22 protein-coding genes are annotated in these 23171 nt (G+C 70.7%); 11 read left to right on the plus strand and 11 right to left on the minus strand.

The features are described from left to right. The first annotated feature begins 45 nt into the window (after positions 1 to 45). Together ABD378_RS06820 and ABD378_RS06825 are read left to right on the plus strand one after the other, a co-directional pair. Positions 46 to 1215: a damage-control phosphatase ARMT1 family protein gene (locus ABD378_RS06820; protein ID WP_344519524.1), complete on the plus strand. Its 1170-nt coding sequence runs from the start codon at positions 46 to 48 to the stop codon at positions 1213 to 1215. A 344-nt stretch (positions 1216 to 1559) separates the two neighbouring features. After that, positions 1560 to 3230: an ABC-F family ATP-binding cassette domain-containing protein gene (locus ABD378_RS06825; protein WP_344519525.1), complete on the plus strand. Its 1671-nt coding sequence runs from the start codon at positions 1560 to 1562 to the stop codon at positions 3228 to 3230. A gap of 8 nt (positions 3231 to 3238) precedes the next feature. Here ABD378_RS06825 and ABD378_RS06830 read toward each other — a convergent pair whose 3' ends face one another. The 4 genes from ABD378_RS06830 to ABD378_RS06845 all read right to left on the minus strand — a co-directional run bounded on the left by ABD378_RS06830 (position 3239) and on the right by ABD378_RS06845 (position 7886). Next, the gene (locus ABD378_RS06830; RefSeq protein WP_344519526.1) at positions 3239 to 4507 is read right to left on the minus strand and encodes a DUF6545 domain-containing protein; all 1269 of its coding nucleotides are present in this window, start codon (positions 4505 to 4507) and stop codon (positions 3239 to 3241) included. Next, positions 4507 to 5115 (minus strand): ImmA/IrrE family metallo-endopeptidase, encoded by a 609-nt coding sequence (locus tag ABD378_RS06835; RefSeq protein WP_344519527.1) that lies wholly within the window; start codon positions 5113 to 5115, stop codon positions 4507 to 4509. The genes ABD378_RS06830 and ABD378_RS06835 overlap by 1 nt, the downstream gene beginning before the upstream one ends. 247 nt (positions 5116 to 5362) lie before the next feature. After that, positions 5363 to 6580, minus strand: coding sequence for a cytochrome P450 family protein (locus ABD378_RS06840; RefSeq protein ID WP_344519528.1), 1218 nt, complete (start codon positions 6578 to 6580; stop codon positions 5363 to 5365). Further along, positions 6573 to 7886 carry a cytochrome P450 family protein gene (locus ABD378_RS06845; protein WP_344519530.1) on the minus strand — a complete coding sequence of 438 codons (1314 nt, stop codon included), beginning with the start codon at positions 7884 to 7886 and terminating at the stop codon, positions 6573 to 6575. The genes ABD378_RS06840 and ABD378_RS06845 overlap by 8 nt, the downstream gene beginning before the upstream one ends. 204 nt (positions 7887 to 8090) lie before the next feature. Here ABD378_RS06845 and ABD378_RS06850 point away from each other — a divergent pair, with 204 nt between their 5' ends. Together ABD378_RS06850 and ABD378_RS06855 are read left to right on the plus strand one after the other, a co-directional pair. Next, positions 8091 to 8822, plus strand: a complete 732-nt coding sequence (locus ABD378_RS06850; protein WP_344519531.1) for a hypothetical protein — start codon at positions 8091 to 8093, stop codon at positions 8820 to 8822. A 152-nt stretch (positions 8823 to 8974) separates the two neighbouring features. Beyond that, positions 8975 to 10267, plus strand: coding sequence for a hypothetical protein (locus ABD378_RS06855; RefSeq protein ID WP_344519532.1), 1293 nt, complete (start codon positions 8975 to 8977; stop codon positions 10265 to 10267). Between the two features lie 41 nt (positions 10268 to 10308). On the opposite strand, the gene ABD378_RS06860 is transcribed toward ABD378_RS06855, so the two are convergent. The 4 genes from ABD378_RS06860 to ABD378_RS06875 all read right to left on the minus strand — a co-directional run bounded on the left by ABD378_RS06860 (position 10309) and on the right by ABD378_RS06875 (position 13649). Continuing rightward, positions 10309 to 10731 carry an RDD family protein gene (locus ABD378_RS06860; RefSeq protein WP_386546549.1) on the minus strand — a complete coding sequence of 141 codons (423 nt, stop codon included), beginning with the start codon at positions 10729 to 10731 and terminating at the stop codon, positions 10309 to 10311. Positions 10732 to 10935: 204 nt separating this feature from the next. Then, the gene (locus tag ABD378_RS06865; RefSeq protein WP_344519536.1) at positions 10936 to 11496 is read right to left on the minus strand and encodes a DoxX family protein; all 561 of its coding nucleotides are present in this window, start codon (positions 11494 to 11496) and stop codon (positions 10936 to 10938) included. A gap of 82 nt (positions 11497 to 11578) precedes the next feature. Then, complete coding sequence (locus tag ABD378_RS06870; RefSeq protein WP_344519538.1) at positions 11579 to 11983, minus strand: hypothetical protein; 405 nt, start codon at positions 11981 to 11983, stop codon at positions 11579 to 11581. 115 nt (positions 11984 to 12098) lie between these two features. Continuing rightward, positions 12099 to 13649 carry an alpha/beta hydrolase gene (locus tag ABD378_RS06875; RefSeq protein WP_344519539.1) on the minus strand — a complete coding sequence of 517 codons (1551 nt, stop codon included), beginning with the start codon at positions 13647 to 13649 and terminating at the stop codon, positions 12099 to 12101. A gap of 366 nt (positions 13650 to 14015) precedes the next feature. On the opposite strand from ABD378_RS06875, the gene ABD378_RS06880 reads away from it, so the two are divergent. Together ABD378_RS06880 and ABD378_RS06885 are read left to right on the plus strand one after the other, a co-directional pair. Then, positions 14016 to 15284, plus strand: coding sequence for an aspartate aminotransferase type Ic (locus ABD378_RS06880; RefSeq protein WP_344519759.1), 1269 nt, complete (start codon positions 14016 to 14018; stop codon positions 15282 to 15284). A gap of 379 nt (positions 15285 to 15663) precedes the next feature. Further along, the gene (locus ABD378_RS06885) at positions 15664 to 16380 is read left to right on the plus strand and encodes a hypothetical protein (RefSeq protein WP_344519541.1); all 717 of its coding nucleotides are present in this window, start codon (positions 15664 to 15666) and stop codon (positions 16378 to 16380) included. 86 nt (positions 16381 to 16466) lie between these two features. Here ABD378_RS06885 and ABD378_RS06890 read toward each other — a convergent pair whose 3' ends face one another. Both ABD378_RS06890 and ABD378_RS06895 read right to left on the minus strand, forming a co-directional pair. Then, on the minus strand, positions 16467 to 17087 hold the full coding sequence (locus ABD378_RS06890; protein ID WP_344519543.1) for a GNAT family N-acetyltransferase: 621 nt from the start codon (positions 17085 to 17087) through the stop codon (positions 16467 to 16469). 101 nt (positions 17088 to 17188) lie between these two features. Next, on the minus strand, positions 17189 to 17506 hold the full coding sequence (locus ABD378_RS06895; RefSeq protein WP_344519544.1) for an ArsR/SmtB family transcription factor: 318 nt from the start codon (positions 17504 to 17506) through the stop codon (positions 17189 to 17191). A gap of 145 nt (positions 17507 to 17651) precedes the next feature. Here ABD378_RS06895 and ABD378_RS06900 point away from each other — a divergent pair, with 145 nt between their 5' ends. After that, positions 17652 to 17972: a putative quinol monooxygenase gene (locus ABD378_RS06900; protein WP_344519545.1), complete on the plus strand. Its 321-nt coding sequence runs from the start codon at positions 17652 to 17654 to the stop codon at positions 17970 to 17972. A 108-nt stretch (positions 17973 to 18080) separates the two neighbouring features. Here the strand turns inward: ABD378_RS06900 and ABD378_RS06905 are convergent, their stop codons facing one another. Then, positions 18081 to 18962 (minus strand): NAD(P)-dependent oxidoreductase, encoded by an 882-nt coding sequence (locus ABD378_RS06905; RefSeq protein ID WP_344519760.1) that lies wholly within the window; start codon positions 18960 to 18962, stop codon positions 18081 to 18083. A gap of 141 nt (positions 18963 to 19103) precedes the next feature. Here ABD378_RS06905 and ABD378_RS06910 point away from each other — a divergent pair, with 141 nt between their 5' ends. The 4 genes from ABD378_RS06910 to ABD378_RS06925 all read left to right on the plus strand — a co-directional run. Beyond that, a complete protein-coding gene (locus ABD378_RS06910; protein ID WP_344519546.1) occupies positions 19104 to 19709 on the plus strand; it encodes a TetR/AcrR family transcriptional regulator in 606 nt (201 codons plus the stop codon). A 212-nt stretch (positions 19710 to 19921) separates the two neighbouring features. Beyond that, positions 19922 to 21034 (plus strand): LacI family DNA-binding transcriptional regulator, encoded by a 1113-nt coding sequence (locus ABD378_RS06915; RefSeq protein WP_344519547.1) that lies wholly within the window; start codon positions 19922 to 19924, stop codon positions 21032 to 21034. A 77-nt stretch (positions 21035 to 21111) separates the two neighbouring features. Further along, positions 21112 to 22722: an FAD-dependent oxidoreductase gene (locus ABD378_RS06920; protein ID WP_344519548.1), complete on the plus strand. Its 1611-nt coding sequence runs from the start codon at positions 21112 to 21114 to the stop codon at positions 22720 to 22722. Positions 22723 to 22808: 86 nt separating this feature from the next. After that, on the plus strand, positions 22809 to 23171 hold a 363-nt coding region (locus ABD378_RS06925), incomplete at its 3' end, for a hydantoinase/oxoprolinase N-terminal domain-containing protein (protein WP_344519549.1).

Raw genomic sequence — 23171 nt, forward strand, 5'->3', positions numbered from 1 at the left:
AGCACGCGACAGCAGTTGAGTGCCGAACCGGAGGATCAGCAAGCCATGTCAGACGCAGCCGACGCCCCCGTCATCCTGAGCAACGCACCCGGTTCATTCCCCAGGAGCGTGCTCGCCGAGCGGCATCCGGCGCTCATCAAGAAGGTCCGCGACGCCTTCCCCTACGGTCCGCGCGCGCATCGCGCCCTCGACGCCCTGCTGACACAGGCCACGGAGGGCGTGATCGAACCGCTGGGCCCTGAGGCGCACGACCGCCACCTGTGGGAGGCCTGGGGGCGCGAGTACTTCGGACTGTCCTGGTTCGACGTTCCCTTCCTGTGGGCCGAGAGCTACTTCTACCGCCAACTCCTCACGGCTGTGGGGTACTTCGAGGCCGGGCCCTGGCAGGGGATCGATCCGTTCCGCCCGTTCAAGCAGGCCGAGCTCCACACCGGGGAGGCCGACGAGGAACTGGCAGCGCTCGACCCACTGGCCCTGCGGCCCCTCGACGAGCAGCGTCAGGGGCTGCTCCTGGGCTCACTGTGGGGCAACCGCGCCGACCTGGGCTTCGCCGTGGGCGGCGGCGCGGCCGGCGCCGCCGACTCGCGCCTCGTCGCCGACGACTCCGCGCTGCTGTGGTCCCTGCTGCCGGAGGGCGGCGCGGGCACGCTGTGCCTGGTCGCGGACAACGCGGGACGAGAACTCCTGCCCGACCTCATCCTCATCGACCACCTCCTGCGGCATCGGCGCGCCGAGCGAGTCGTGCTGCACGTGAAGCCCTACCCGTACTACGTCTCGGACGCCATGACCGCCGACGTGATCGACTGCCTGCGCCACCTGAACGGCGCGCGGGGCGTCGCGGCGGAGGTGGGCGAGCGCCTGTGGTCGGCCATGGGCACCGGCCTGCTCACCGTCCGTAGCCACACCTTCTCCTGCGCCCCGCTGCCGTACGCGGACATGCCCGACGACCTGCGTGAGGAATTCGCCGAGGCCGACGTGACCGTCATGAAGGGCGACCTGAACTACCGGCGCCTGGTCGGCGATCAACTGTGGCCCGCCACCACGCCGTTCGAGGAGCGCACCGCGTACTTCCCCGGCCCGGTGGCCGCCCTGCGGACGCTGAAGTCCGACGTGATCGTCGGACTCGACGAGCGGACCGAGGCGACGCTCGTCGCCGAGCACGGCCAGGGGTGGCGCACCAGTGGCACCCACGCACTGATCCAGGCGCGGCGATGACATCAGGAGGTGACCAAGGCCGCTCCGATGACCTCAGGAGGTGACTTAAGGCTTTGCCTTTCCCTCTCATGGTCGTTATCGTTCGAACGGTCCTGTTGTCTCCGATAGAGGTGGACGTTGCGCATCTGAGGTTCGCGATCATCGCGCCGTACGGCCTTCGCCGTACGCCCGTCACGCCGCAGCCGGCCTTGCCGTGCCGCCCGTGACCCCGCGTGGATGCGACCTCGGTGCATGAGCCGTCCCTCGATCTCCCGGACCGCCGCACCCCCCCTCTCGGTCGGTCGCCGCGTGGTGCTCGCATACGACGCCCCCTGCCCGCCGCGCCTGCGACTGCGAGATTCATCATGTCTGTACCCACCACGCCCGCCACGCCCAACGCCTCCCTGACCTGCTCCGCCCTGTCGTTCCAGTGGCCGGACGGCACGAGCGTCTTCGACGGCCTCTCCGTCAGCATCGGCCGGGGCCGCACCGGGCTCGTCGGCACCAACGGCTCGGGCAAATCAACCCTGTTGCGCCTGCTCGCCGGTCAACTGCGCCCCTCCCAGGGGTCGGTGACCGTCGGCGGCAGCCTCGCCTATCTGCCGCAGAACATCACCCTCGACACGACCCTGCGCGTCGACCAGGCGCTGGGCATCGCCGAGCGGCGTGACGCCCTGCGCGCCATCGAATCCGGAGACGTGCGCGAGGAGCACTTCGAGACCATCGGCGACGACTGGGACGTCGAGGAGCGGGCCCTGGCCCAGCTGGGTTCACTCGGGCTCGGTGCCGTCGAACTCGACCGCACAGTAGGCCAGCTGTCCGGTGGGGAGACCGTGCTGCTGCGCCTGGCCGCGCTGCTCCTGGAGCGCCCGGACGTCCTCCTCCTCGACGAGCCGACCAACAACCTCGACCTGTTCGCGCGCCGCAGGCTCTATGAGGCCGTCGACTCCTGGCGCACCGGTGTCCTGGTCGTGGTCAGCCACGATCTCGACCTGCTCGAGCGCGTGGACCGCATCGCCGAACTGCGCTCCGGGTCGGTGAGTTGGTACGGCGGCGGCTGGTCCGCCTACGAGGAAGCGCTGGCCACCGAGCAGGAAGCGGCCGGGCGGATGCTGCGGGCCGCCGAGGCCGACGTACGCCGCCAGAAGCGCGAACTGGAGGAGACCCAGGTCAAGGTGGCCCGCCGCCAGCGGCACAGCAAGAAGATGGACGCCCAGCGGCGCGCACCGCGCATCGTCGCGGGGGAGAAGAAGCGCTCCGCGCAGGAGTCGGGGGACAAGCTCCGTGGCCTGCACGAGGAGCGGCTCAGTGAGGCGCGCGAGCGGCGCGAGGAGGCCGCGGACGCGATCCGCAACGACGCCGAGATCCGCGTCAGCCTCCCTCACACCGCGGTGCCGGCGGGCCGAACGGTGCTCAGCGTGCACGAACTGCGCCCCCGGTTCGGCACGTTGCGGGAAGGCAGCCTGCACGTGCAGGGACCCGAACGGATCGCCCTCGTCGGGCGCAACGGCGCGGGCAAGACGACGCTGCTGCGCACCCTCACCGGGGAGTTGGCGCCGCTGTCCGGCGAGGTCAGGACGTCGGTGCCACTGCGGTTCCTGCCGCAGCGCCTGGACGTGCTCGACGACGGGCTGAGTGTCGCGGCGAACGTCTCCCGCCTGGCTCCCGGGCTCACCGACAACCACATCCGCTCGCAGTTGGCGCGCTTCCTGTTCAAGGGGGCACGCGCCGAACAACTGGCGGGCACGCTGTCGGGCGGCGAGCGCTTCCGCGCCGCGCTCGCGGCGATGATGCTCGCCGCCCCGGCCCCACAGTTCTTGATGCTGGACGAGCCGACCAACAACCTCGACCTGGCCAGCGTGCGCCAACTGACCGGCGCGCTCGAGTCGTACGAGGGCGCGCTCCTGATCGCAAGCCACGACCTGACTTTCCTGGAGTCGGTCGGCATCACCCGCTGGGTGCTCGTCGCCGAGGAGCTTCAGGAGACCACGGCGGAAGAGGTCCGCGACCTCCTCGCGGCACCACGGCCGGACTGACGGCAAGGTCAGTTACCAGGGGCCCGCACTGCCGCTGATGGGGCGCCGTCCCCTTCGGCCGAGTGGCTGGAGACGGTGACGGCTTCGAAGACGAGCGGAAGGTTCAGGTGCCGTGCCACCAGGACTAGGTGGGCCCGCTCCTGTTCCTCGGGGACCCGGCCGCCGGGCATGGCCTTCAGGCGCACGTGGTCCGGCAGCGGCGGCCGGCCCTGGCCGCGCGCATGCGCCGCGAGCAGCACGACGGCGGCCACCTGGGCCGCGACCAGGTCGAAGTGGGCGGGCAGATCGGTCTCCTGGTCGGCCAGACCGGCCACCGCCTGAGCCGGCGCCCCGCTCCACCACGGGCTCAGGACCCGCTCGCCCTCGCGGATCTCGGCGAGCCGGCGGAGCAGCTCCACCCGCCAGTTCCGCCACCAGAACAGCGGCTGGGGAGCGAGGACGAGCTGCCCGTTGTCCTCGCCGAGTCGTGTCGCCACCTTCCACAGCTGTTCCATCGCCCGGCAGTCGCGGCGCTCCTCGCGCCGGGAGCTGAACACAAGCCGGGCCAGCGCGAAACTGGCGGCCACGCCGCTGGCGATGGTGGCAAGCCAGGCTCCCTCGGCAAGGAAGTCGAGACGGTGCGTGCCCGTGCCGACGACTGAGATCACCGCGGTGAGGGTCAGGGCGATGTTGGCGATGTCCAGGGCCACGGCGGTCGCGAACGCCTTGAGGCTCTTCCGAAGGGCCATGTCGAGGTCGGGGCGCCCCGGCATGACGACCCCACGGCATTGCCGCATGGTGACCAGCGCGGTGGCGACGATGCCGACGGAGTAGACCACCTGGAAGGCGACGACCTGCCAGATGTCGGCGTAGGCCGCGGAGTAGCGCAGGGGGCGGGCGGGGCCCCGCACGTCGGCCCAGGCGTAGAGGACGATCATCAGGAGGACAGCGATGCCGTAGACCGGTGCCCAGGTCGCGATCGTGCGGCGCAGGACGGCCGGTTCTTTACGTGCCGGGTGCCACAGCTGGGTCATCAGGTGGGCGTGGCCGATGCACAGCAGGGTGGCGCAGTTGACGATGAGCGCCGGAAGGTTGGCGGAGCCCGCGGCCGCGCCCACGGCCCGGTAGACGGCGGGCGTGCAGAGCAGGAAGATCACGCCGCAGTGGATCAGGACCGATGCCGTCAGCTTGAGGGTGAGATCCGGATTGCCCCGGGCGGCGTGGGCCTTGGCAAGACCCAGGGTCAGGGCGAACGCGGCTATCGCCAGATTGACCGTGGTGAGGATCAGCTGCCACATCAGTGGAACCGCCGGTTGGCGAAGGCGGAAGTGAGCGACCCCGCGCCCTTCTCACCGGTCAGCTGGAGCGCGGCGACCGTACCGAAGGCCTCCGCGCGCCACTCCGCCTTGCGCTCGAAAGTCGTACGGAAGAAGACGGGGCCGCTCAGCACGTCGTCCACCAACCCCGGTGGCAGGGAAGACAGTTCACTCTCCAGGGCGTCGGAGCCCTGGAAGTGGTGCCCGCTGACGCAGTCGTCGTCGTCCTCGCCATCGAGCAGGTGGAAGAGCTCGTGGCCCAGGATGAAGCGCTGGTGGTGCGGGCTGGTGTTGGTGGTGATGACGATACGGTCGCCCTCTTTCCCCGGCAGGCACATGCCTGTTGCCTGCGGGCTCAGGGAACGCTGGACGATCTCGATGGGGCGGCCCCGCTTCTTCCCGACGGCCTCGACCAGATCCATGAGACCGGCGTCGGGTGCCAGCGCGAGGTCCTTGTAGATGAGGCGGGCGGCGCGACGTTCCTCCATGCTCCAGGCGAGGCGTTTGCGCAGGGCCGTGGAGACCCGCCCGGGGATCAGGCGGCCGGGGCCGGTGCGGTCCTCAGGCTCGGGGGTGCCGGTGGAATGCATGGGGTCAGCCCTCCCAACGTGCGTCCCGCGCCGGGTGTCGGCAACCCGGCGTGCGACGGTCATCCGGAGAGGCATGGGCACTGAAGGATGCGGGCGACGCCCGCGTTCACGCTCCCCGTTCGCGACAGGCGGTGTCCAGTGGCCTGCGCCGGGACACTATCAGCCCGTCTCGCATGTGATCGAATCCATGGCATCCGATAGCAACCCCCGGTGCATAGACGGGAGTTGGGGCCGCCGGCAGCGTCCGCTAGTCCGCTGTCCGGCTGCTCAGGATGGCCGGGAGAGCCCCGGCGGCGTTGGAGGAGTAGGAGGCCACCGGCTCCGGCTCGCCGACGAGTTGGACATCGAACCGGCGGTGGAGGGCCCGAAGGCCGGTCGTGCCCATCATCTTCGCCAGCGGGGCACCGATGCAGTAATGGATGCCATGGGAGAACCCCAGGTGGGAGGCGGCGGCCTCGCGCAGGATGTCGAACTCGTCGGCTGCCGGGCCGAATTGCCGGGCGTCGCGCCCGGTGGCCGCGACATGGATCACGACGGCTTCTCCCGCCTTGATCTCCGTGCCCGAGAGGGTCACGTCCTTCGCGGCGTAGTAGAACATCACCGTCCGGACCGGGCTGTCGCGGCGCAGCGTCTCGTCCACGACCGCCGACCATGCGTCCGACTCGCGTGCCAGGGCGAGCTGTTCGGGGTGGCGGACCAGATTCACCACGGCGTTTGCGATGAGGTTGGCGCTGGTCTCGTGTCCCGCGAAGAGGAACAGGAGCAGGGTCTCCATCAACTCCTCGTCGCTGAGGCTGCCCTGCCCGTCGCCATGGGCGGCGATCAGCGCCGAGGTCAGGTCGTCGCCGGGTGCGGCGGTCTTCTCCGTGATCAGCTCACTGATCACGGACACGAGACCGGCCTTGGCGGCCGGTGCGTCGTCGGCGCGGCTCTCGTCGTGCAGCGCGGCGAAGTTGTGGGCGAGCTGCTTGCTCTTGTCCAGGTCGAGCCCGAACAGGCTGCAGATGATGGCCATGGGCAGGGGGAGGGCGAAGGACTGCCGCAGGTCGACCTGGCCGGGCTCGGCCGCCAGGTCGTCGATCAGACCTTGGGCGATCTCCTCGACGCGCGGCCGCAGCGCCTCGATCCGGCGGGGCGTGAAGGCCTTGCCGACCAGCTTGCGCAGCCGGGTGTGGTCCGCGCCGTCCGCGTTCAGCATGCCGGAGAGGGTGATCAGCTCCAGCAAGGGCCAGCTGTCGGGTACTTCACCGTCGGTGTACGCCTGCCAATGTGCCGGGTTCTTGCGGAAGTCGGGGTGGGTGAGGACCTCGCGTGCGGTGGCGTAATCCCCGGTGGCCCACACCTCCACGTCGCCGGTGAGCCGGACCCGCACCACCGGGCCCTGGTCCCTGAGGCCGCGGCCCTCCGGCACGACGAGGTCGCGCGGGTCGAGCAAGGTCACTTCAGGCGGCGTCAGGTCAAGCATGAAGGGGGACCTCCGAGGCTGAGACCGAGCGGGCGGTCGGTGCGAATCGGACGGGCAGGGCCTCCAGGGCGCGCACGATGACGGACGGGCGCCACGTCAGGGACGCGCCGTCGGCAAGGCGGACATCGGGCAGCCGCTGCAGCAGGCAGTCGACCGCTGTCACCGCGATCGCCTCCGCCAGGTCCGGGAACGGGCACTCGTGTTCCCCGGCGCCGTACGGGAGGTTGGCCTCGCTGTGGGCGGCCAGCGCGGCGCGCTCGGCGTCCGATCCCATGCACGGGTCTTGATTGACGGCGGCCAGGTCGAGCACGAGCATGTCGCCGGCCGCGATGTCCTGCTCACCCAGGCGGGTGTCCCGTGTGGCCCAGCGGCCGATGACGCGCTGCAGCGGAGGCTGCTCCCACAGCGTGGCCCGCATGGCCCCTTCGATGTCGGCGAGGCCGTGGTTCACGTCGTTGCGCATCTGCGCGCTGTTGACCTGCCGTTCGAGCCCGTTGGAGATCCAGTTGCCCATGGCGCCCATGGCGGAGGCCAGCGTGAGCCACACCTGTTCGCGGATCTCCTCGTTGCTGCGGGCGATCTCCTGCGCGCTTCGGGCGTCGCTCTCCTCGATGAGCCAGGCCATCGCGTCGGCGCCGAGCTCCCGCCGCCGGTGGGCGATGTGGCCCTCGATGACGTTCATGATCTGCTGGTTGGCCTGCTGCGCCTTGTCCCCGCCGTCGAGCAGCGCGGGCAGGGCCGTCACCAGCCGCACCGCCGCCTGCTCCGAGAACCCGAAGATCCGCATCAGGACCATGAGCGGCAGCTGCGCGGCGTAGTGGGCGACGAGGTCCGCGCTCCCGGTCTCACAGAACTCGTCGATCAGGCGGTTCGCGCGGTCGCGGGTGTAGCGGCGCACGGTTCCCGGCCGGGTCCGGCCCAGACTCCGGGTGAGGGCCCCGCGCAGCCGCGTGTGCTCTTCCCCCGTGGCGAACAGGGCGTTGGGGCGCTCCTGCGTGTGCAGCGCCAGGGACCAGTCGGCGGGTATCGGACCGCGCGGTCGCCAGTGCCGCGGACTCCGGCTGTAGAGCACCCCCTCGCGCATCACCCGCTTCGTCTCCTGGAAGCCGATGACCAGCCAGCCGAATACGCCGTCGAGGGTGACGGGGACCACCGGACCGTGTTCGGCCCGCATCCTGCGGTACATCTCCCGCGGGTCCGGGTGGGCGTCGATCTCCGCCAGCGGCAGCGCCGCGTTGTGGGCGGGGCAGCCGGCGGGAGGTAAGAGGGCGCTGGCACCGGCGGGAAAATCAGGATATGAAGTCATGACACCGATTCCGTTGTCAACAATTGGGGAATATCGCAGCGCTCGCCTCGCGCGAACCGCCCCGATACGTCCCTGATCTGGCCTGTGATCTTCCTGCACCCCGCGACGGGGTGTCAACGATCGAGGAAGCGTGCAGGTGGGGGGCGGCGCATCGGTGGCTATCCTCGAACCACCCACCGTGCACTGGCCCTTGGAGACCTACAGGTGAACGCAGACGCCGACCCCAGCGGGGGCGACATCGACCGCCTGCTGGCCGGTACCCACCCGGACGCTCATCGGGAAGAGGCGCCGCGGGAGTACCTCCTGAGATTCGACATCGACCGCCTCCTGGTCGATGTCGACGCCTACGCCGGCCGGTTGGGGAAGACCCGGGAGGACCTGCTGCCTCCCCCGCACGTCTCCTACATGACGGGGATCGCGACCGGGCGCGCACAGGCACTGCTCGACGGGGCGCCCCTCACCGAGGAAGAGCCGGCGGAGGCCAAGGAGCGGGAAGGCTTCCGGCTGGCCCTGCTCCTGCCGCGGCTGGCCTTCCTCAGGGCCACACGCCTCAACGCGGCGACGCAGAAGCCGTACAGGGACGCCGACATCGCCGCCAGGACCGGAATCACCCGACAGACCGTCTGGAACATCTTCAACGGCGAGCGCAAGCCGCGGCATGACATGGTCGGAACCCTGGAGACCTTCTTCCGGGCCCCCTTGGGGTTCTGCTTCCGCAGTGAGGGCGAGGCACTCGCCGAGCATCTGAGGCGCATGGTCAACGAGGATCTGCCGAAGCTGGCAACCAAGGTGGCACTCAAGCGACTTGGGGCCGACAGTCTGGCCCTGCGCAGTACCGGCGAGGTCGACGTGCTGCGGGACATCCTCCCCGCCCTCGACACGCTCGCGCTTCAGGAGCGCGCGCGACGGGCGAGCCCGGAATCACGCGACCAGTAGGCCCCCTCGATCGATTGCCCCAATTGTTGACAGGCTGTCGGGCGTACACAAAGATCTACGTGCTGCTCACCTCTGCGGTGCTCGGCGGGGCCGGGGGTGGTGTGCGCGCCGCTCTCCGTGCCGATCGTCAATCCTTGAGGAGCACATACGTCATGGCCCTCCAGCCGGTCGCGCCCGCTGCCCTTGAGACCGACTCGCACCCGGACCGCGTGGCGGTGGTCGTGGCTCCCTACGGCGATGACGGCGCGTACGCCGGTGAGTTCACGGCGCGCGGCTGGCCCTGCGTCGCGATCGAACTGGCCCCCGAGACTCTCCCGCCGGAGCTCGCGGGCTCCACCGTCAGCGGGGAGTATCGCCACCGGATCGTGCACACCGGCTCCCTGCGCGAGACCGTCAGGTCCTTGGCGGCTCACCAGGTGGGTGCCGTGGTCGCCGGGAGCTCACTGGGCGTCGATCTCGCCGACCAGCTGGCCAAGCAGCTGCGGCGCACGGGCAACGACCCGTCGAGCTCGCTCCTGCGCCGCGACATCGGGCTGCAGGCCGAGACCCTGGAGGCCGCGGGTGTGGCGGCCCCGCGCGGCATCCGCACGGCGAGCCTGGCCGCCGCGCTCGACTGGGCCGCCTTCCACGACCTGCCGGAGTACCTCGTCGCTGCCGCCGATACGGCGCTCGAGGCGCCCGTCCGGCGGTGCCGGTCCGGCTACGACCTAGCCGTGGCCTTGCGCGCGATGCGCCGGACCACCCACGAGCAGGGCCTCGACCCGCACTTGGTCCTCCAGGAGCACCTGTCCGGCTCCGTCTACCACCTCGACACCGTGACCGGGCGCGGTCCGACGGGCGCGGTGGAGCACCGGGTCACCCGCATCTGGGCCGAGACCCGCACCCCTGCCGGACTGCATGACCGGTCGGACCTGGTCGATCCGCGCGGGCCGGCACCCCGGCTCCTGACCCGCTACATGCTGCGGGTCCTTGACATCCTCGGGGTGACCACGGGCGTACTCCGCAGCCGACTCGTGGTCGTCGCCGGGCAGGGCCCGGTCCTGGTCCGCGCCGAGCCCGGGCCGCCGATGGACGCCGCCGACCGCGTCCTGCGCGAGCTGACCGGGAGCAACCTCGTGCAGGACGCGGTACAGGCCGCGCTCCCCGAGTGCCCCCACGCCCCGACGGGCTCCGTGCCCCGGCCGCACGTCGCACGCGTCTCCCTGATCGCGCCGCACGACGGAACGCTCGACGAGGAGCTGCTGCGCACGATCACCACGCTGCCCACCGTCCGGCACGCGGTGGGTGACCTGCGCCCCGGCGTCCGGGTGCGGCGCACCGCGGACCGGTCAAGTTCCCCGGGGGCGCTGGTCCTGGCCGCCGACAGCCGCAAGGACGTGGACAGGGACCACCGGGCCATCAGGACGGCCGAGTGCCGGGGCCTCTACCGGGGAGCACGGCCTTAGCGAAGCCCCCGCGGCTTCGGTCTGTTTCCCCTACTGATGGATCAGGAACGGATCGTCCGACGCACCATCCGCAGCCCCACCGCGTCCTGTTGCTCCACGTCGCTGTCCGTCGCCAGATGGAGAGGAACAAAGAGGACCATCCAGTAGAAGCCGAACAGCCAGCGGCCGATGAGCCGGAAGAGGCCGGGGCGTCGGCCATCGCAGGCGCGGATCACGCGCACCCCGGTGATCACTTTTCCGAGGCTGGCCCTGGCAGCCAGGGTGAGCAGGACATGGTTGGCGAAGGAGACGCCGACAGCCACGCCGAGCGCCAGCCCCCACACCGCGGGGGACTGCGGCCGGAGTTCGACCACTCCGTCACTCACCTTCACACCGGCCACGGCTCCGGCCGCGAGGCCGCACGCCAGAGCGACCAGCGCGTCGACGACCGCAGCGGTGGCCTTGCGCGCCGGAGCGGGCGACACATGGCGGGTGGGGATGCGCTGCTGGTTGACCACGGCTCTACTTCCCGAACTTTCCGAACTTCCCGGCGACTTCGCTGACTACTGACCCATGGCTGCACGCTACTGCCCAAGATCGGTCAACTGACCAGGGGGTACCCCAGGTGCCCCCCTCCCCGCCGGGACGGGCGGACCCGTCCCGGCGGGAAGGCGCGAGGCTCGGTGTGGTCAGTCGTGCAGGGCCACCAGGACGATGGCGGCCGAGACCGCGCCGAGTGCCAGAGCGGCGATGCCGTGGGAGAGCCGGTGGGTGCGCGGGACGGGCAGGAGGTGGTCGACGGCGAACCTGCCGGGACCGGCCAGCGCCAGGCTCACGGCAGCCGTGAGCAGGACCAGGTCGTACTCGATGCCGGCGGGGCTGAAGAAGCCGTTGCCCCACTTCATGGCGATGGTGTTGAGCATGATCCCGAGAATGCCCGCCCCGGCGAGCGGGGTGAGCAGGCCGATGGCGAGGCCCAGGCCGCAGAGCGTCTCGGTCAGACCGGCGACCGTGGCCATGGTCTTCGGGGCGGAGTAGCCGTCACTCGCGAAGAACCCCGCGGTGCCGTCGAGGCCGGCGCCGTTGAACCAGCCGAAGAGCTTCTGGCCACCGTGCACGGCCATGGTCAGGCCGACCGCGCAGCGCAGCAGCAGAAGCCCGATGTCGGTGCCGGACCGAGAGGAGGCGAGCGATGAGCCGGTGCCGTCCGGAGCGGCGGTGTACGTGCGGGTGGAAGTGGAAAGGGGCATGCGGATCTCTCCTGTTGATCGATGAAGGTGATGCGGTGCTGCCGACGGCCCTGTCGGCGGGGTGCGGGTGGAGAGATCCCGTCTACGTTCTGATGACCTGGGTTCTGTAGAGGTCGACGGACGTCGCGTCCGGGGGAGAGGTTCCGGGCAGCACGGGGACGTCGTCCCGCGGCTCGTACGACGCGGCTGCGCCGTCAAAGGTGGGCGAGCTGGTCCGCTCGGGAGCCGGCAACGCCCCGCGCGGGGCCCTGTTCTCGCCCTCATGGCAGCCGCGGCCGCCGTCGCGGGCCCGGTCACGGGCGCTGTCACGGTTGTCGGCGTGCGGGCCGAAGTCGACGGCGGTCGCGCCGCGATCGGCGGTGACCGACGCGGCAGCGGTGCCCGAAGGACCGTCGACTCCCAGCAAGGGGACGAGGAGGAGGAAGGCCATGGCGAGCAGGGCCGTGCACACCGCACCGCCCTGGGGTCGTATCTCCCGTGTGGCCATGTCCGACTGATGGTAGGCCAGAGGCGGCGGCGGGCACAGGAGGAGAGCGAGGCACGTGACGTGACGCCCGCCGCGAACGGCCCAGCTCTTCAGGGCTCATGAGGGTCGAGGTTGTCTAACGATGGGCGCAGGTGATGTCGTGGGCGGGAAGGTCGCCGGTGCGCAGATAGTCGTTGACCGCGCTGTCGGCGCAGGAGACAGGGCGGTGGCCCTCGAGGTCGCGGCCGTAGACCCCGTGGGAGCGGATGTCCGCGGTGACCAGGCGTGAGCCGGTGAGCTTGCGGTGCAGGGCCAGGGCGCCCTCGTAGGGGACGTTGTTGTCGCGGCGTGCCTGGAGCATCAACACGGGTACGTCGTTGGCGATCGCCGTGCCCGGTTCGCGGGGCTCGACGGCCCAGAACGCACAAGGGGCGATCATGCCGTTGACGTAAGGGCCGAACACGGGCTGGGTCGTACGGCTGCGCTCGCTGTTGTTCCAGTACGTCTCAGGGTCCTTCGGCCAGCCACCCGCGGGCCAGCCGCCGTCGCCGCACATGAAGAGCGCCCCGCCCACCATGCTGTCCGCCAGGTCGGGCGACGACAGCAGCTCCAGCATGGCGGCGAGTTCGGGACCCGGCTCCACCGGCTTCCCTGCCGCGGCGTCGACCAGGTCCCGCACGATCGCGGCCAGCATCGGATCGTTCTCCGTGTGCTGAATGGGCTGCTTCAACAGCAGCCGCAGAACGGGGGCGTTGAGACGCTGCCCGTCGATGCCGATCGGCCGGCGCTCGGCCTGCGCGAGCAACCGCTCGACGCGCAGCCGGACTTGGGACGCCGTGCGGCCCAGACCGTAGGTGTCGTGGCGGCGGGCGGTCCAGGCGGCCCATGCGTCCAGTGCTTCCTCGGCCGGTTCGCCGGAGCTCTGGAACAGTTCGTACTGGGTGGCTGCCGGGTCCGTCGAGGAGTCGATGACCATGCGGTCGGTGCGCCGGGGGAACATCTGGGTGTAGACGGCGCCCAGATCGGCGCCGTAGGAGATGCCGTAGTAGGAGAGCTTCCGCTCGCCGACGGCAGCCCGGATCACGTCCATGTCCCGGGCCACATTGCGGGAGGACGCGTGCGGCAGCAGTTCCGCGTTGTCGCCGTGCTGCTGGCAGCGCCGCGCCGTGTCCCGCGCGTCGCGCACCGACGCGTCGAAATCCGCACGGGGTGACGTGGAAGGGGCGGGCGGAGTAGGCGGTCCGGCCGGTGCGCAGGCGATGGGGGAGCTCTCGCCGAGGAACCGCGGGTCGAATCCGATGAGGTCGTAGCCGTCCGCTGCCTGCTTCAACGCGGGCCGCAACGCGAGGGTGTTGGCAAGGCCGCTGCCACCGGGGCCACCGGGATTGGACAGCAGTATGCCGCGGCGGTGGGACGCGGACTTGGCCTTGATGCGCGAGACCGCGATCTGGAGGGTGCGGCCGCCGGGAGCGGAGTAGTCGAGAGGAACGGTCACCTTCGCGCACCGCGCCCCTGCGGCGTTCAGCTCCGTCTGCGCCTTCGAACAGGGGCCCCAGACCGGCCGCTGGTGATCGAAGGCCTGCATCGGGCGATGGGCCATGGCCGGAGTCGCCGCCGAAGGAACCGCTCCGGCGAGTAATCCGGCCAGGCTCAGTCCGACCGCGAGTGAGGGTGTGACGCCGCGCATCGTGCTCCTTGGGATCAACGGGCTCAAGAAGGAAAGGGACGGAGCCGACGCTAGGAGCACGGGCGCTGCCAGAACATCAGGTCACCTGGTCGATGCCTACGGGGGCTGGCCCCCGCCTCGCGCACGGCAGGGGTAGGCGTGCGGCGGCAGGCCGTAGGTCTGCCTGAAACAGCGGATGAGGTGGGTGGGGTGCGCGTGCAGGGGGACGATGAACACCGGTGACGTGTCCTCGGCGGGTGACGAACGCCACCTGACCGGCCATGGGAGGGCCATCGCTTTGTATCCTCGGCAGGCAGTGCCGATGCCCCCGTCGCCGGCCGAGGCAGCTCGCGGGCCCCGGCAGCGCCGACAACGTAAGGACACATGATGACCACCGAGCTGAGCCCCGACTCCTTGACCGGGCTCCTTGAGCGGGCCCGCCAGGACTACCAGGACCTCGCAGGGCGCGGGCTCTCGCTCGACCTCACGCGCGGCAAGCCGGCACCGGAGCAGCTCGACCTCTCCGAGGACCTGCTGAGCCTGCCGGGCGGGCGGCACACCTCCGCCGACGGCACGGACGTACGCAATTACGGCGGTCTGCAGGGTCTGGCGGAACTCCGGGAGATCTTCGCGGACGTGCTCCAGGTGCCGGCCGGGCAGCTGCTCGCGCTCGGCAACTCCAGCCTCGAGCTGATGCACGACTGCCTGGTGCACGCCCTGCTCAGCGTGGTGCCGGGGGCCGAGTCGCGCTGGGTGGACCAGGAGCGGATCGCGTTCCTGTGCCCGGTTCCGGGCTACGACCGTCACTTCGGGCTCTGTGAGCGGTTCGGGATCGACATGATCCCGGTGCCGATGACCGCCGAGGGCCCGGACATGGACGTCGTGGAGCGGCTTGTCGCCGAGAACCCGAAGGTCAAGGGCATCTGGTGCGTCCCGAAGTACAGCAACCCCGACGGCGTCTCCTACAGCGATGAGACCGTCGCCCGTCTTGCCACGATGCAGGCCGCCGCGCCCGACTTCCGGATCTTCTGGGACAACGCGTACGCCGCCCACCACCTCACCGACGAGCCCGTCGAGATCGCCGACCTGCTGACCGCCTGCGCGGACGCAGGGAACGAGGACCGCGTCTTCGTCTTCGGCTCCACCTCGAAGATCACCGCCGCGGGTGCGGGCGTCGCCTTCTTCGGCTCGTCGCCCGCGAACCTGAAGTGGCTGCTCGCCAACAACGCCAAGCGGTCGATCGGCCCTGACAAGATCAACCAGCTGCGGCACGTGATGTTCCTGCGGGACGCCGACGGCGTGCGCACCCACATGGAGCGCCAGCGCGCCCTGCTCCAGCCGAAGTTCGAGGCGGTGGCCCGGATCCTGGAGGCGGAGCTCGGCGGTACCGGCCTCGCCCGCTGGACCGACCCCAAGGGCGGCTACTTCGTCACCCTCGAAGTGACCGACGGCTGCGCCAAGGAGGTCGTGCGCCGTGCCGCCGAGGCGGGCATCGTGCTGACCCCGGCCGGCGCCACCCACCCGTACGGCGACGACCCGCGCGACGCCACCATCCGCGTCGCGCCCAGCTACCCGAGCCTCGGGGAGCTGGAGGAGGCCATCGCGGGACTCGCCGTGTGCGTACGGCTCGTGGGGTACGAGCAGCGGGTCGGCTAGGTCTCCGACATCGGCGGGGGAGGGGCGACGGCACGGCGGACACCGCCCCTCCCTCCACGCCATGCGTTCCCCGCGCTTGAACCTCACCACCGGTGACGCCGGTTCCGGTTCCGGGTAAACTGCGCGCGCTCAGATGCGTCGCAGGAGGCTAGGGGGAACAGTGGCACACGGGGGATATCAGGGCTGGGGGCCGGGGAACGGCCTGCCGCAGGGCGGTGGGGACCCTTACGGACCGCCGCCCGCTGGTCCGCACCCACATCCGTACGGCCCGCCGCAACCCGGTCCGTACCTGCCCCCGCCCCCGCAGCCGTACCCGCCGCGGCCCGTCAGGGTGCGGCGTTCCGGCTGTGCGCTCTTCTTCGTCTCGCCGCTCATCCCGGTGATCCGTTCCGCCCGCCGCCGCGCCGAGGCGATCTTCAATCAGCCTGGCGCCGGCCGTGTGGCGGACCGGCTCGTGACGCGGGTGCAGCTGGGGCGCGCGATCGTGGGAGCGGCCGCAAGCCTGCTCCTGATCTACACCTACGGAGCGGACGACGGCTGGAGCGGGGTCGCCAACGACGGCGTCGTGAAGCTGATCCTTGCCCCGCTGCTGCTCATCTTCACCGGGCCACTGGTCGTCCTCGGCTTCATCCGCTACGCGCCCGCCCCGCAGCGGCGCGTGCTCCGCTCCCGGCTGCGCGAGCCGCTCAAGGCCGTGGGCTGGTACGTCGGCATCCTGGTGGGCGTCGGGCTCGTGCTGGCCGGCAGCGCCGTACTGCTCAAGCAGAACTACGGCACGCTCGTGAACGGCCTTGTGGCGCTCGGGCTGCTCATCGGCCTCGTCTGGCTGCTGCCGTTCCTCATGTTCGCCTCGGCCTACGCCGCCCGCTACGCCTTCAACACGTCCAACGTGCACGCCGCTCTCCCGGCCGCGCTCACCGTCGTACTCGTCTGGGAGCTGATGCTCTTCAGCGTCGCGCTCGAAGGAGGAATGCCGCACGGGCCGCCGGCCGCACAGTGGTGCGCGGTCCTCGGCGGCCCTGTCTCCGTGACGGCGGTGGCGCTGTGGGAACTGCACCGGATGCGCACTCGCCACGGCGTCCGCATCCGCCAATGATCCGGGTCGGCCACTGATCCGCGTAGGTCACTGATCCGCGTGGGTCACCAAGAGAGGCTCGTCGAGCCGCCCTTCGTCACTGAAACCTAGGAACTGGCGCCTGGCCGGGGATCCATGGGCGATGGGCGGTCACCGACGTCGGACACGACCGCGCTCTTGTCGAGAACCATCTCGTGCTCCAGCTTGGAGGGGTCGCCCTTCATCGGGACGGTCTCCCCGGAGCGCACGAATCCATGCCGCCGGTAGGTGCTCTCGGCCCGTGCGTTGTCCTCGTGGACGTACAGGCGGACCCGGGCCACGTCCGTCACCGACCACGCCCACTCGACGGCGGCCACGAAGAGCGCGTCGATCACTCCGCTTCCGCGGTACTCGGGGCGGACGAAGACACCGGCCACATGCGCTTGGCGCTGCTCGATGGCCCCGCCGAACACATCGTCGCTGCCCGGGTCCTCGATGAGCACGGTCACTGTGCCGCTCCAGGTCCCGTCCCGGCCCTCGGCCACGAACTGACGCACGCGCGTCCCGTCGGCCGCCCTCTTGGTCCGCCCCTGCCAGAAGGAGTCCGGCTCCGCGGCGGCGTTCTCGTACGTCTCGAGAAAGGCGATCGGAGCTGCCGGATCCCTCAGCGCCAGGAGCCGCAATTCCTTCACAGCGGGCCACTCGTCGGCACGTACCGGACGGACGGCGTCGCGGGAAACCTGGTTCATGGGGCCGTACCCTACGGGACCGCCGCTCCGGCGCACGACGGCATTTCCCCAGGCCCCCGCCCTGTGGCGGATGCACCCCGGGGCATCGAAGCCACCGCGGCTCACTCCTCCGGCTCGGCCGTCACGATGCCCAGGAGGCCAGGAAACCGCTGCTCCAGATCCGCCCGGCGCAGAGTGGCCATCCGGCTGTTGCCGCGGGCGACCTGCTGGATCAGCCCGGCCTCGCGCAGCGCGCGGAAGTGGTGCGTGACGGTCGCCTTGGAGACCGGCAGCGCGAAGGAGCTGCACGTGCGGGCGGTGCCATCGGGTGCGGCCGCCAGCTCGCGCACCACGCGGCGGCGCAGCGGGTCGGCCAGTGCCGCGAGCACCGGGCCGAGCCGCATCTCTTCGACGGTCGGGTGGCCCTCGTCGTCGGGCATGCCGGACGCCTCCTCTCAGGTACGACTTGCATCGTACCTCTGGGCTCGCTAACGTCCGGCACCTAGGTACGAGATTCGTCGTACCTATCGATCGGGCCATCTGTCCGATGTCCGATCGCGACATCCATCTGAGGAGAGAACCTTCATGGACCAGCCGTTCACACTCGTCGGTACCGCCCGCCCCAAGCCCGAACGCGCCGCCGAACTGAAAGAGCTCCTGCTCTCGTTCGTCGAGCCGACGCGGCAGGAGTCCGGTTGCCTGGAGTACCACTTCCACGAGGACCGGGACGAGCCCGGCGTCTTCGTCTTCTACGAGGCCTGGCGCTCCCAGGCCGATCTGGACGCGCACCTGGCCCTCCCGCACATGCGGGCCTTCTGGGAGCGGCGGATGGACTACCTGGAGTCCGACCTCGACATCCGTTTCCTGACCATGCACAGCCCCTATCGGTCCGCGGTCGAGGCCTGAGCGAGGCCCTTGAGGCGCGCCATGCCTCTCAAGTGCGTTGATTTCAGGCGGTTTTGAGGGCTGGGTCAGGGGTCAGTACGCGGCGCGGGGCGGCGGCCTCGATCGAGCTCAGAGAGGTGTGCCGTCGGTCCGTGCCTCCATTGCGCGCAGTACGGCCACCATGTCCTCGCCGCCGTGGCCCTGCGTCACCGTCTCGTCGAACAGCGTGTGGCAGACGTCGAGGAGGGGGGACGCAAGGCCGGCCTTGCGGGCGGCCTCCGCGATCAACTGGTTGTTCTTCAGGACGTCCTTGGCCGCCGCCTGTACGGCGAAGTCGCGGGCGAACAGCTTTGGCGCCTTCACGCGGGAGACGGAGCTGGCCATCGGGCCCGCGTCCAGGACGTCGAGGAACCTGCGTCGGTCGAGCCCGTAACGGTCGGCGAAGTGGAAGGCTTCGGTCAGGCCGGTGACCAGCGTGATCAGGAACAGATTCACCGAGAGCTTCATCAGCAGGGCGTCCGGGACGTGACCGCAGTCGAACGTCTCCCGGCACATCGGGTCGAGCAGGGGCCGCACGGCTTCCACCGCTTCGGAGTCACCTGCCAGCATCGCCACCAACTGCCCCTGCTCCGCCGGGACCCGGGAACCGGAGACAGGGGCCTCGACGTATCGCCCGCCCGCAGCCCGGATGTCGTCCTGGAGGCCGGCCGAGTACTCCGGCGAGGTCGTGCCCATGTGGACGACGACGTGTCCGGCGACGCGCGCCGCGAAGTCCGGGGTCCCGCGCCCCAGGACCGCGTCGACGGCCGTCTCGTCGGCCAGCATGAGGATCACGACGTCGGCCCGGTCGAAGACCTCGGCGGGGTGCGCCGCGACTTCGGCCCCGGCGGCGCGCAGGGGTTCGCAGTGGGCCGGGGTGCGGTTCCAGACGAGGAGGGGTGTCCCCGCGCGGGCGAGGTTGAGCGCCATGGGCCGGCCCATGACCCCGAGTCCGACGAAGCCTGTGTACACGATGCACCGCCGTTTCCGGCCCGCGCGGAGCGTCGCCGTCGCTGTCGTCGTATTGACTATGACCGTGGTCACAGTAGCCCCTGCTATGACCGCCGTCATAGTGTGGACTCTGGAAGGCTTACGAGGCGATGGAGGGCGATCATGGCGGTGTCAGGGCGGGGGCCTCGGGAGCGGATGATCTTCAGCGGGGCCCAGCTCATCCGGCGGGACGGGATCGCCTCTACGGGTATGCGCGAGGTCGCCGCCCACGCGCAGGCGCCGCGCGGATCGCTCCAGCACCACTTCCCCGGCGGCAAGGAGGAGTTGGTCAACGAGGCCGTGGGCTGGGCCGGACAGTACGCGAGCCGGCGTGTCGGTCGTATCGTCGCCGCCCTGCCCGCGCCGACGCCCGCCGGGCTGTTCGCGGAGATGGTGCGCCAGTGGGCCGACGAGTACCGGACCGCCGGGTTCTCGGGTGGGTGCCCCGTCGCCGCCGCCACGGTGGACTGCGCGGAGTCCACTGTGTCCACGCGGGAGGCCGCGTCCGCCGCCTTCGCCACCTGGGTCGGCTCGGTGGCCCGGGCCCTGGCGGACATGGGCGTCCCGCAGGCGCGGTCCGAAGCGCTCGCCACGCTCATGATCAGCGCCCTGGAGGGGGCGATTCTGATCGCCCGGGCGGAGCGGGACGTCCGTGCTCTGACCGCCGTGGCCCAGGAACTCGGCCCCCTTCTCGATGCCGCGGTGAGCGCGGTGAGCGCGGTCGACTGACCGTTCCCGTCGCCCGCTTCGTCGGGCTGCGGTGGGCTGCGGTGGGCTGCGGTGGGCCGAGAGGGCCGACACCACTCCGCTCCGGGCGGCCTCGAGTCCACCGCAGAAGCGGCGTAGAAAGTTCGTTCCCCTCTCTTGACCGGTGGCCCGGTGCCGCGCACAGTACTCGTTAATGCGCATCACTAATACGCATTAACGACGGAGGGGCAGCGGTGGACGAACCCAGGAAACGGGCCGGCCGAGGCCGGGCGCCGGCCGCGGTGGGGCGCACTGGGCGGCCGCGTCAGGCCGAGGTCGCCCGGCTCGCGGGGGTCTCGCAGGCCACGGTCTCGCTGGTCCTCGCCGGCAAGAAGCAGGGCGCCGCCATCTCGGAAGAGACCCGGCAGAAGGTGCTCGACGCGGCCGGCAGCCTGGGCTACGTACCTGACCCGGCCGCCCGGCGCCTTGCGGCGGCGCGCAACGGCCTGCTCGGAGTGTTCAGCTTCACGGCCACCTTCCCCACGGATGTGCAGCACTCGTACTACCCGTTCCTGGTGGGCGTGGAGCAGGAAGCCGCCGCGCAGGGATACGACTTGGTGCTGTTCACCGGGTCCAGCAGAGGCGGTGCGGGGGCCACCGGGCCTCAAGCGCTCAACAGGGCGCGGCTCGCCGACGGGTGCCTCCTCCTGGGCCGCCACGCGCCGGTGGACGAACTGCGCAGGCTCGTGGACGACGGCTTCCCCGTGGTCCACCTGGGCCGCAGGGACGAACCGGAAGGCCTGGCCTGGGTCGGTGCCGACTACGTCAGTGCCAGCCGCGAAGTCGTCCACCGGCTCGCCGCTCTCGGGCACCGTCGCATCATCCTGGTGCGCGAGGACGACGACGCCCCCGCCTCCACCGACCGTGAACAAGGCTTCCTCGAGGGTGTGGAGGCCGCAGGGCTCCCCGGCGGGCACGCCGCCGTGTTCCGCTGTGCCGATCCGGAGCGCGAGCTCGGTCCTGAGCGGCTGCGGCAGTGGGTGGCGGAAGGCGTCACCGCCTTCGTGGCCGAGGAAACCGACAGTGGCGCGGCCTGGCGAGCACTGAGCAAGGCTGCCCGCGACGCCGGTCTGCACTGTCCCGGCGACATCTCCCTCGCCCTGCTCGGCAGTCCGCCACCCGATCTCGCTGACGGGCCGCAACCCACGGGATTCGACATCCCCCGCGCGCAGTTGGGCGCGGCAGCCGTACGCCTCCTTGCCACACTCGTCGCCGGTGAGGACGCCCCTGACCCGCTGGTGGCCTGCACATTCCGGCCCGGCGCCAGCACGGGGCCCCCGCCCAAGGCGCTCGGGGACATCGCATGACGACCGTGGGCAGCCGCGCCCCACCGTGCGCCGTACCCCCACGGCACGACCACGTACAGCACAGCTCTAGGAGAACCGTGATCCCTGAACCGGACATCCTCATCGTCGGCGGCGGCCTGGGCGGCGTGGCCGCCGCGCTCGCCGCCTGCCGGGCCGGCCGGACCGTCGTCCTCACCGAGGAGACCGACTGGATCGGTGGCCAGCTCACCTCCCAGGCCGTTCCGCCGGACGAGCACCCGTGGGTGGAGCAGTTCGGCACGACAGCCTCGTACCGCAAGCTGCGCGAGTCCATCAGGGACTATTACCGCCAGTGGTACCCCCTGCGCTCGGAGGCGCTGTCACTGACCGGCCTCAATCCGGGAGCCGGCCGGGTCAGCAAGCTCTGCCACGAGCCGCGCGTGGCCCTCGCCGTCATGGAAGGCATGCTCGCGCCCCACCTGGCGTCGGGGCGGCTGACCCTTCTCACCGAACACCGGGCCGTCGCCGCCGAGTCCGACAACGATGTCATCACCTCGGTGACCCTGGAGAACCTGCGCGACGGCGACCGCACCACCCTGCACGCCCGGTACGTCATCGACGCCACCGAGACCGGCGAACTGCTCGAACTCGGCGGAGTCGAGCACGCCGTCGGCGCCGAGTCGCGCGCCGAGTTCGGCGAGCCGCACGCACCCGAGGAAGCACAACCCCTCAACCAGCAGGGCATCACCGTCTGCTTCGCGCTCTCCCACCACGAGGGCGAGAACCACGTCATCGAGCGCCCCGTCGACTACGACTTCTGGCGCTCCTACCGCCCCGACTTCTGGCCGGGCCCGCTCCTCGGCTTCCTCGCCCCCGACCCACGTTCGCTCGAAGCCGTCCCTCGTACGTTCGTGCCCAACCCGGAGGTCGACCCGCTCGCCGTCAACGCCGACCAGAGCGCCGACGCGGGCGACAAGGAACTGTGGGGCTTCCGCCGCATCCTCGCCCGCAAGCTGCACCGGCCGGGAGCCTTCGACTCCGACATCACGCTGGTCAACTGGCCGCTCAACGACTACTGGTTGAAGCCCTTGATCGGGGGAGGCGAGGAGACCTCGGCACAGGCGCTGGCGGAGGCGCGGCAGCTTTCGCTCTCGGTCCTGTACTGGCTCCAGACCGAGGCGCCTCGCGAGGACGGCGGGACGGGCTTCCCCGGCCTGCGGCTTCGCCCCGACATCACGGGCACGGCGGACGGCCTGGCCAAGGCCCCCTACGTGCGGGAGTCGCGGCGGATCAAGGCCGTCACCACCGTCACCGAGCAGGACGTCGCGATCGATGTCGTGGGCCCCTACGGGAGGACCGCGTACCGGGACTCCGTGGGCATCGGCAACTACCGCATCGACCTGCACCCCTCCACCGGCGGTGACAACTACATCGACATCGGCTCGGTCCCGTTCGAGATACCGCTCGGCGCCCTCGTGCCCCGCCGGGTCCGCAATCTCCTCCCGGCGGGCAAGAACATCGGCACCACCCACATCACCAACGGTTGTTACCGCCTCCACCCCGTGGAGTGGAACATCGGCGAGGTGGCCGGCGCCCTGGCCGCGCACTGCGTGTCCGAAGGGGTCGAACCCCACCAAGTACAGGGCGAGGACAAGAGGTTCGACGAGTTCGCCCGGCTGCTCGACCGGGACGGTGTGCAGCGCCACTGGCCCGACGTACGCGGCTACTGATCCGCGGGAATGCCGGGCGGGACAGCTCCACCTGTCCCACCCGGCCCGCCCGCGCACCGCCAACCCGCACAAGGAGGTGCCCAACCATGACCACCCACCGCATCCGCGTCGGCATCGACGTGGGCGGAACCTTCACCGACGCCGTGGCAGTCGACGCCACGACCCTGGAACTCCTGGGACAGGTGAAGGTCCCCACCAGCCACCATCACGAGGACGGCGTGGCCCACGGCATCGTGGAAGCGCTCGACCGTCTGCTGGCAGAGACCGGCCGCGCACCCGAGGATGTCGCTTTTCTGGCGCACGGCACGACACAGGCTACCAACGCCCTGCTGGAGGGCGATGTGGCCACCGTGGGGCTGATCGGGATCGGCACAGGACCCGCCGCCGCCCTCACCCGCAGGCTCGCGGCACTCGGCAAGCTCCAACTCACCCCGGGCAAAAGCCTTCCG

This window comes from Streptomyces rectiviolaceus, assembly GCF_039533825.1.
Taxonomy (GTDB): Bacteria; Actinomycetota; Actinomycetes; order Streptomycetales; family Streptomycetaceae; genus Streptomyces; species Streptomyces rectiviolaceus.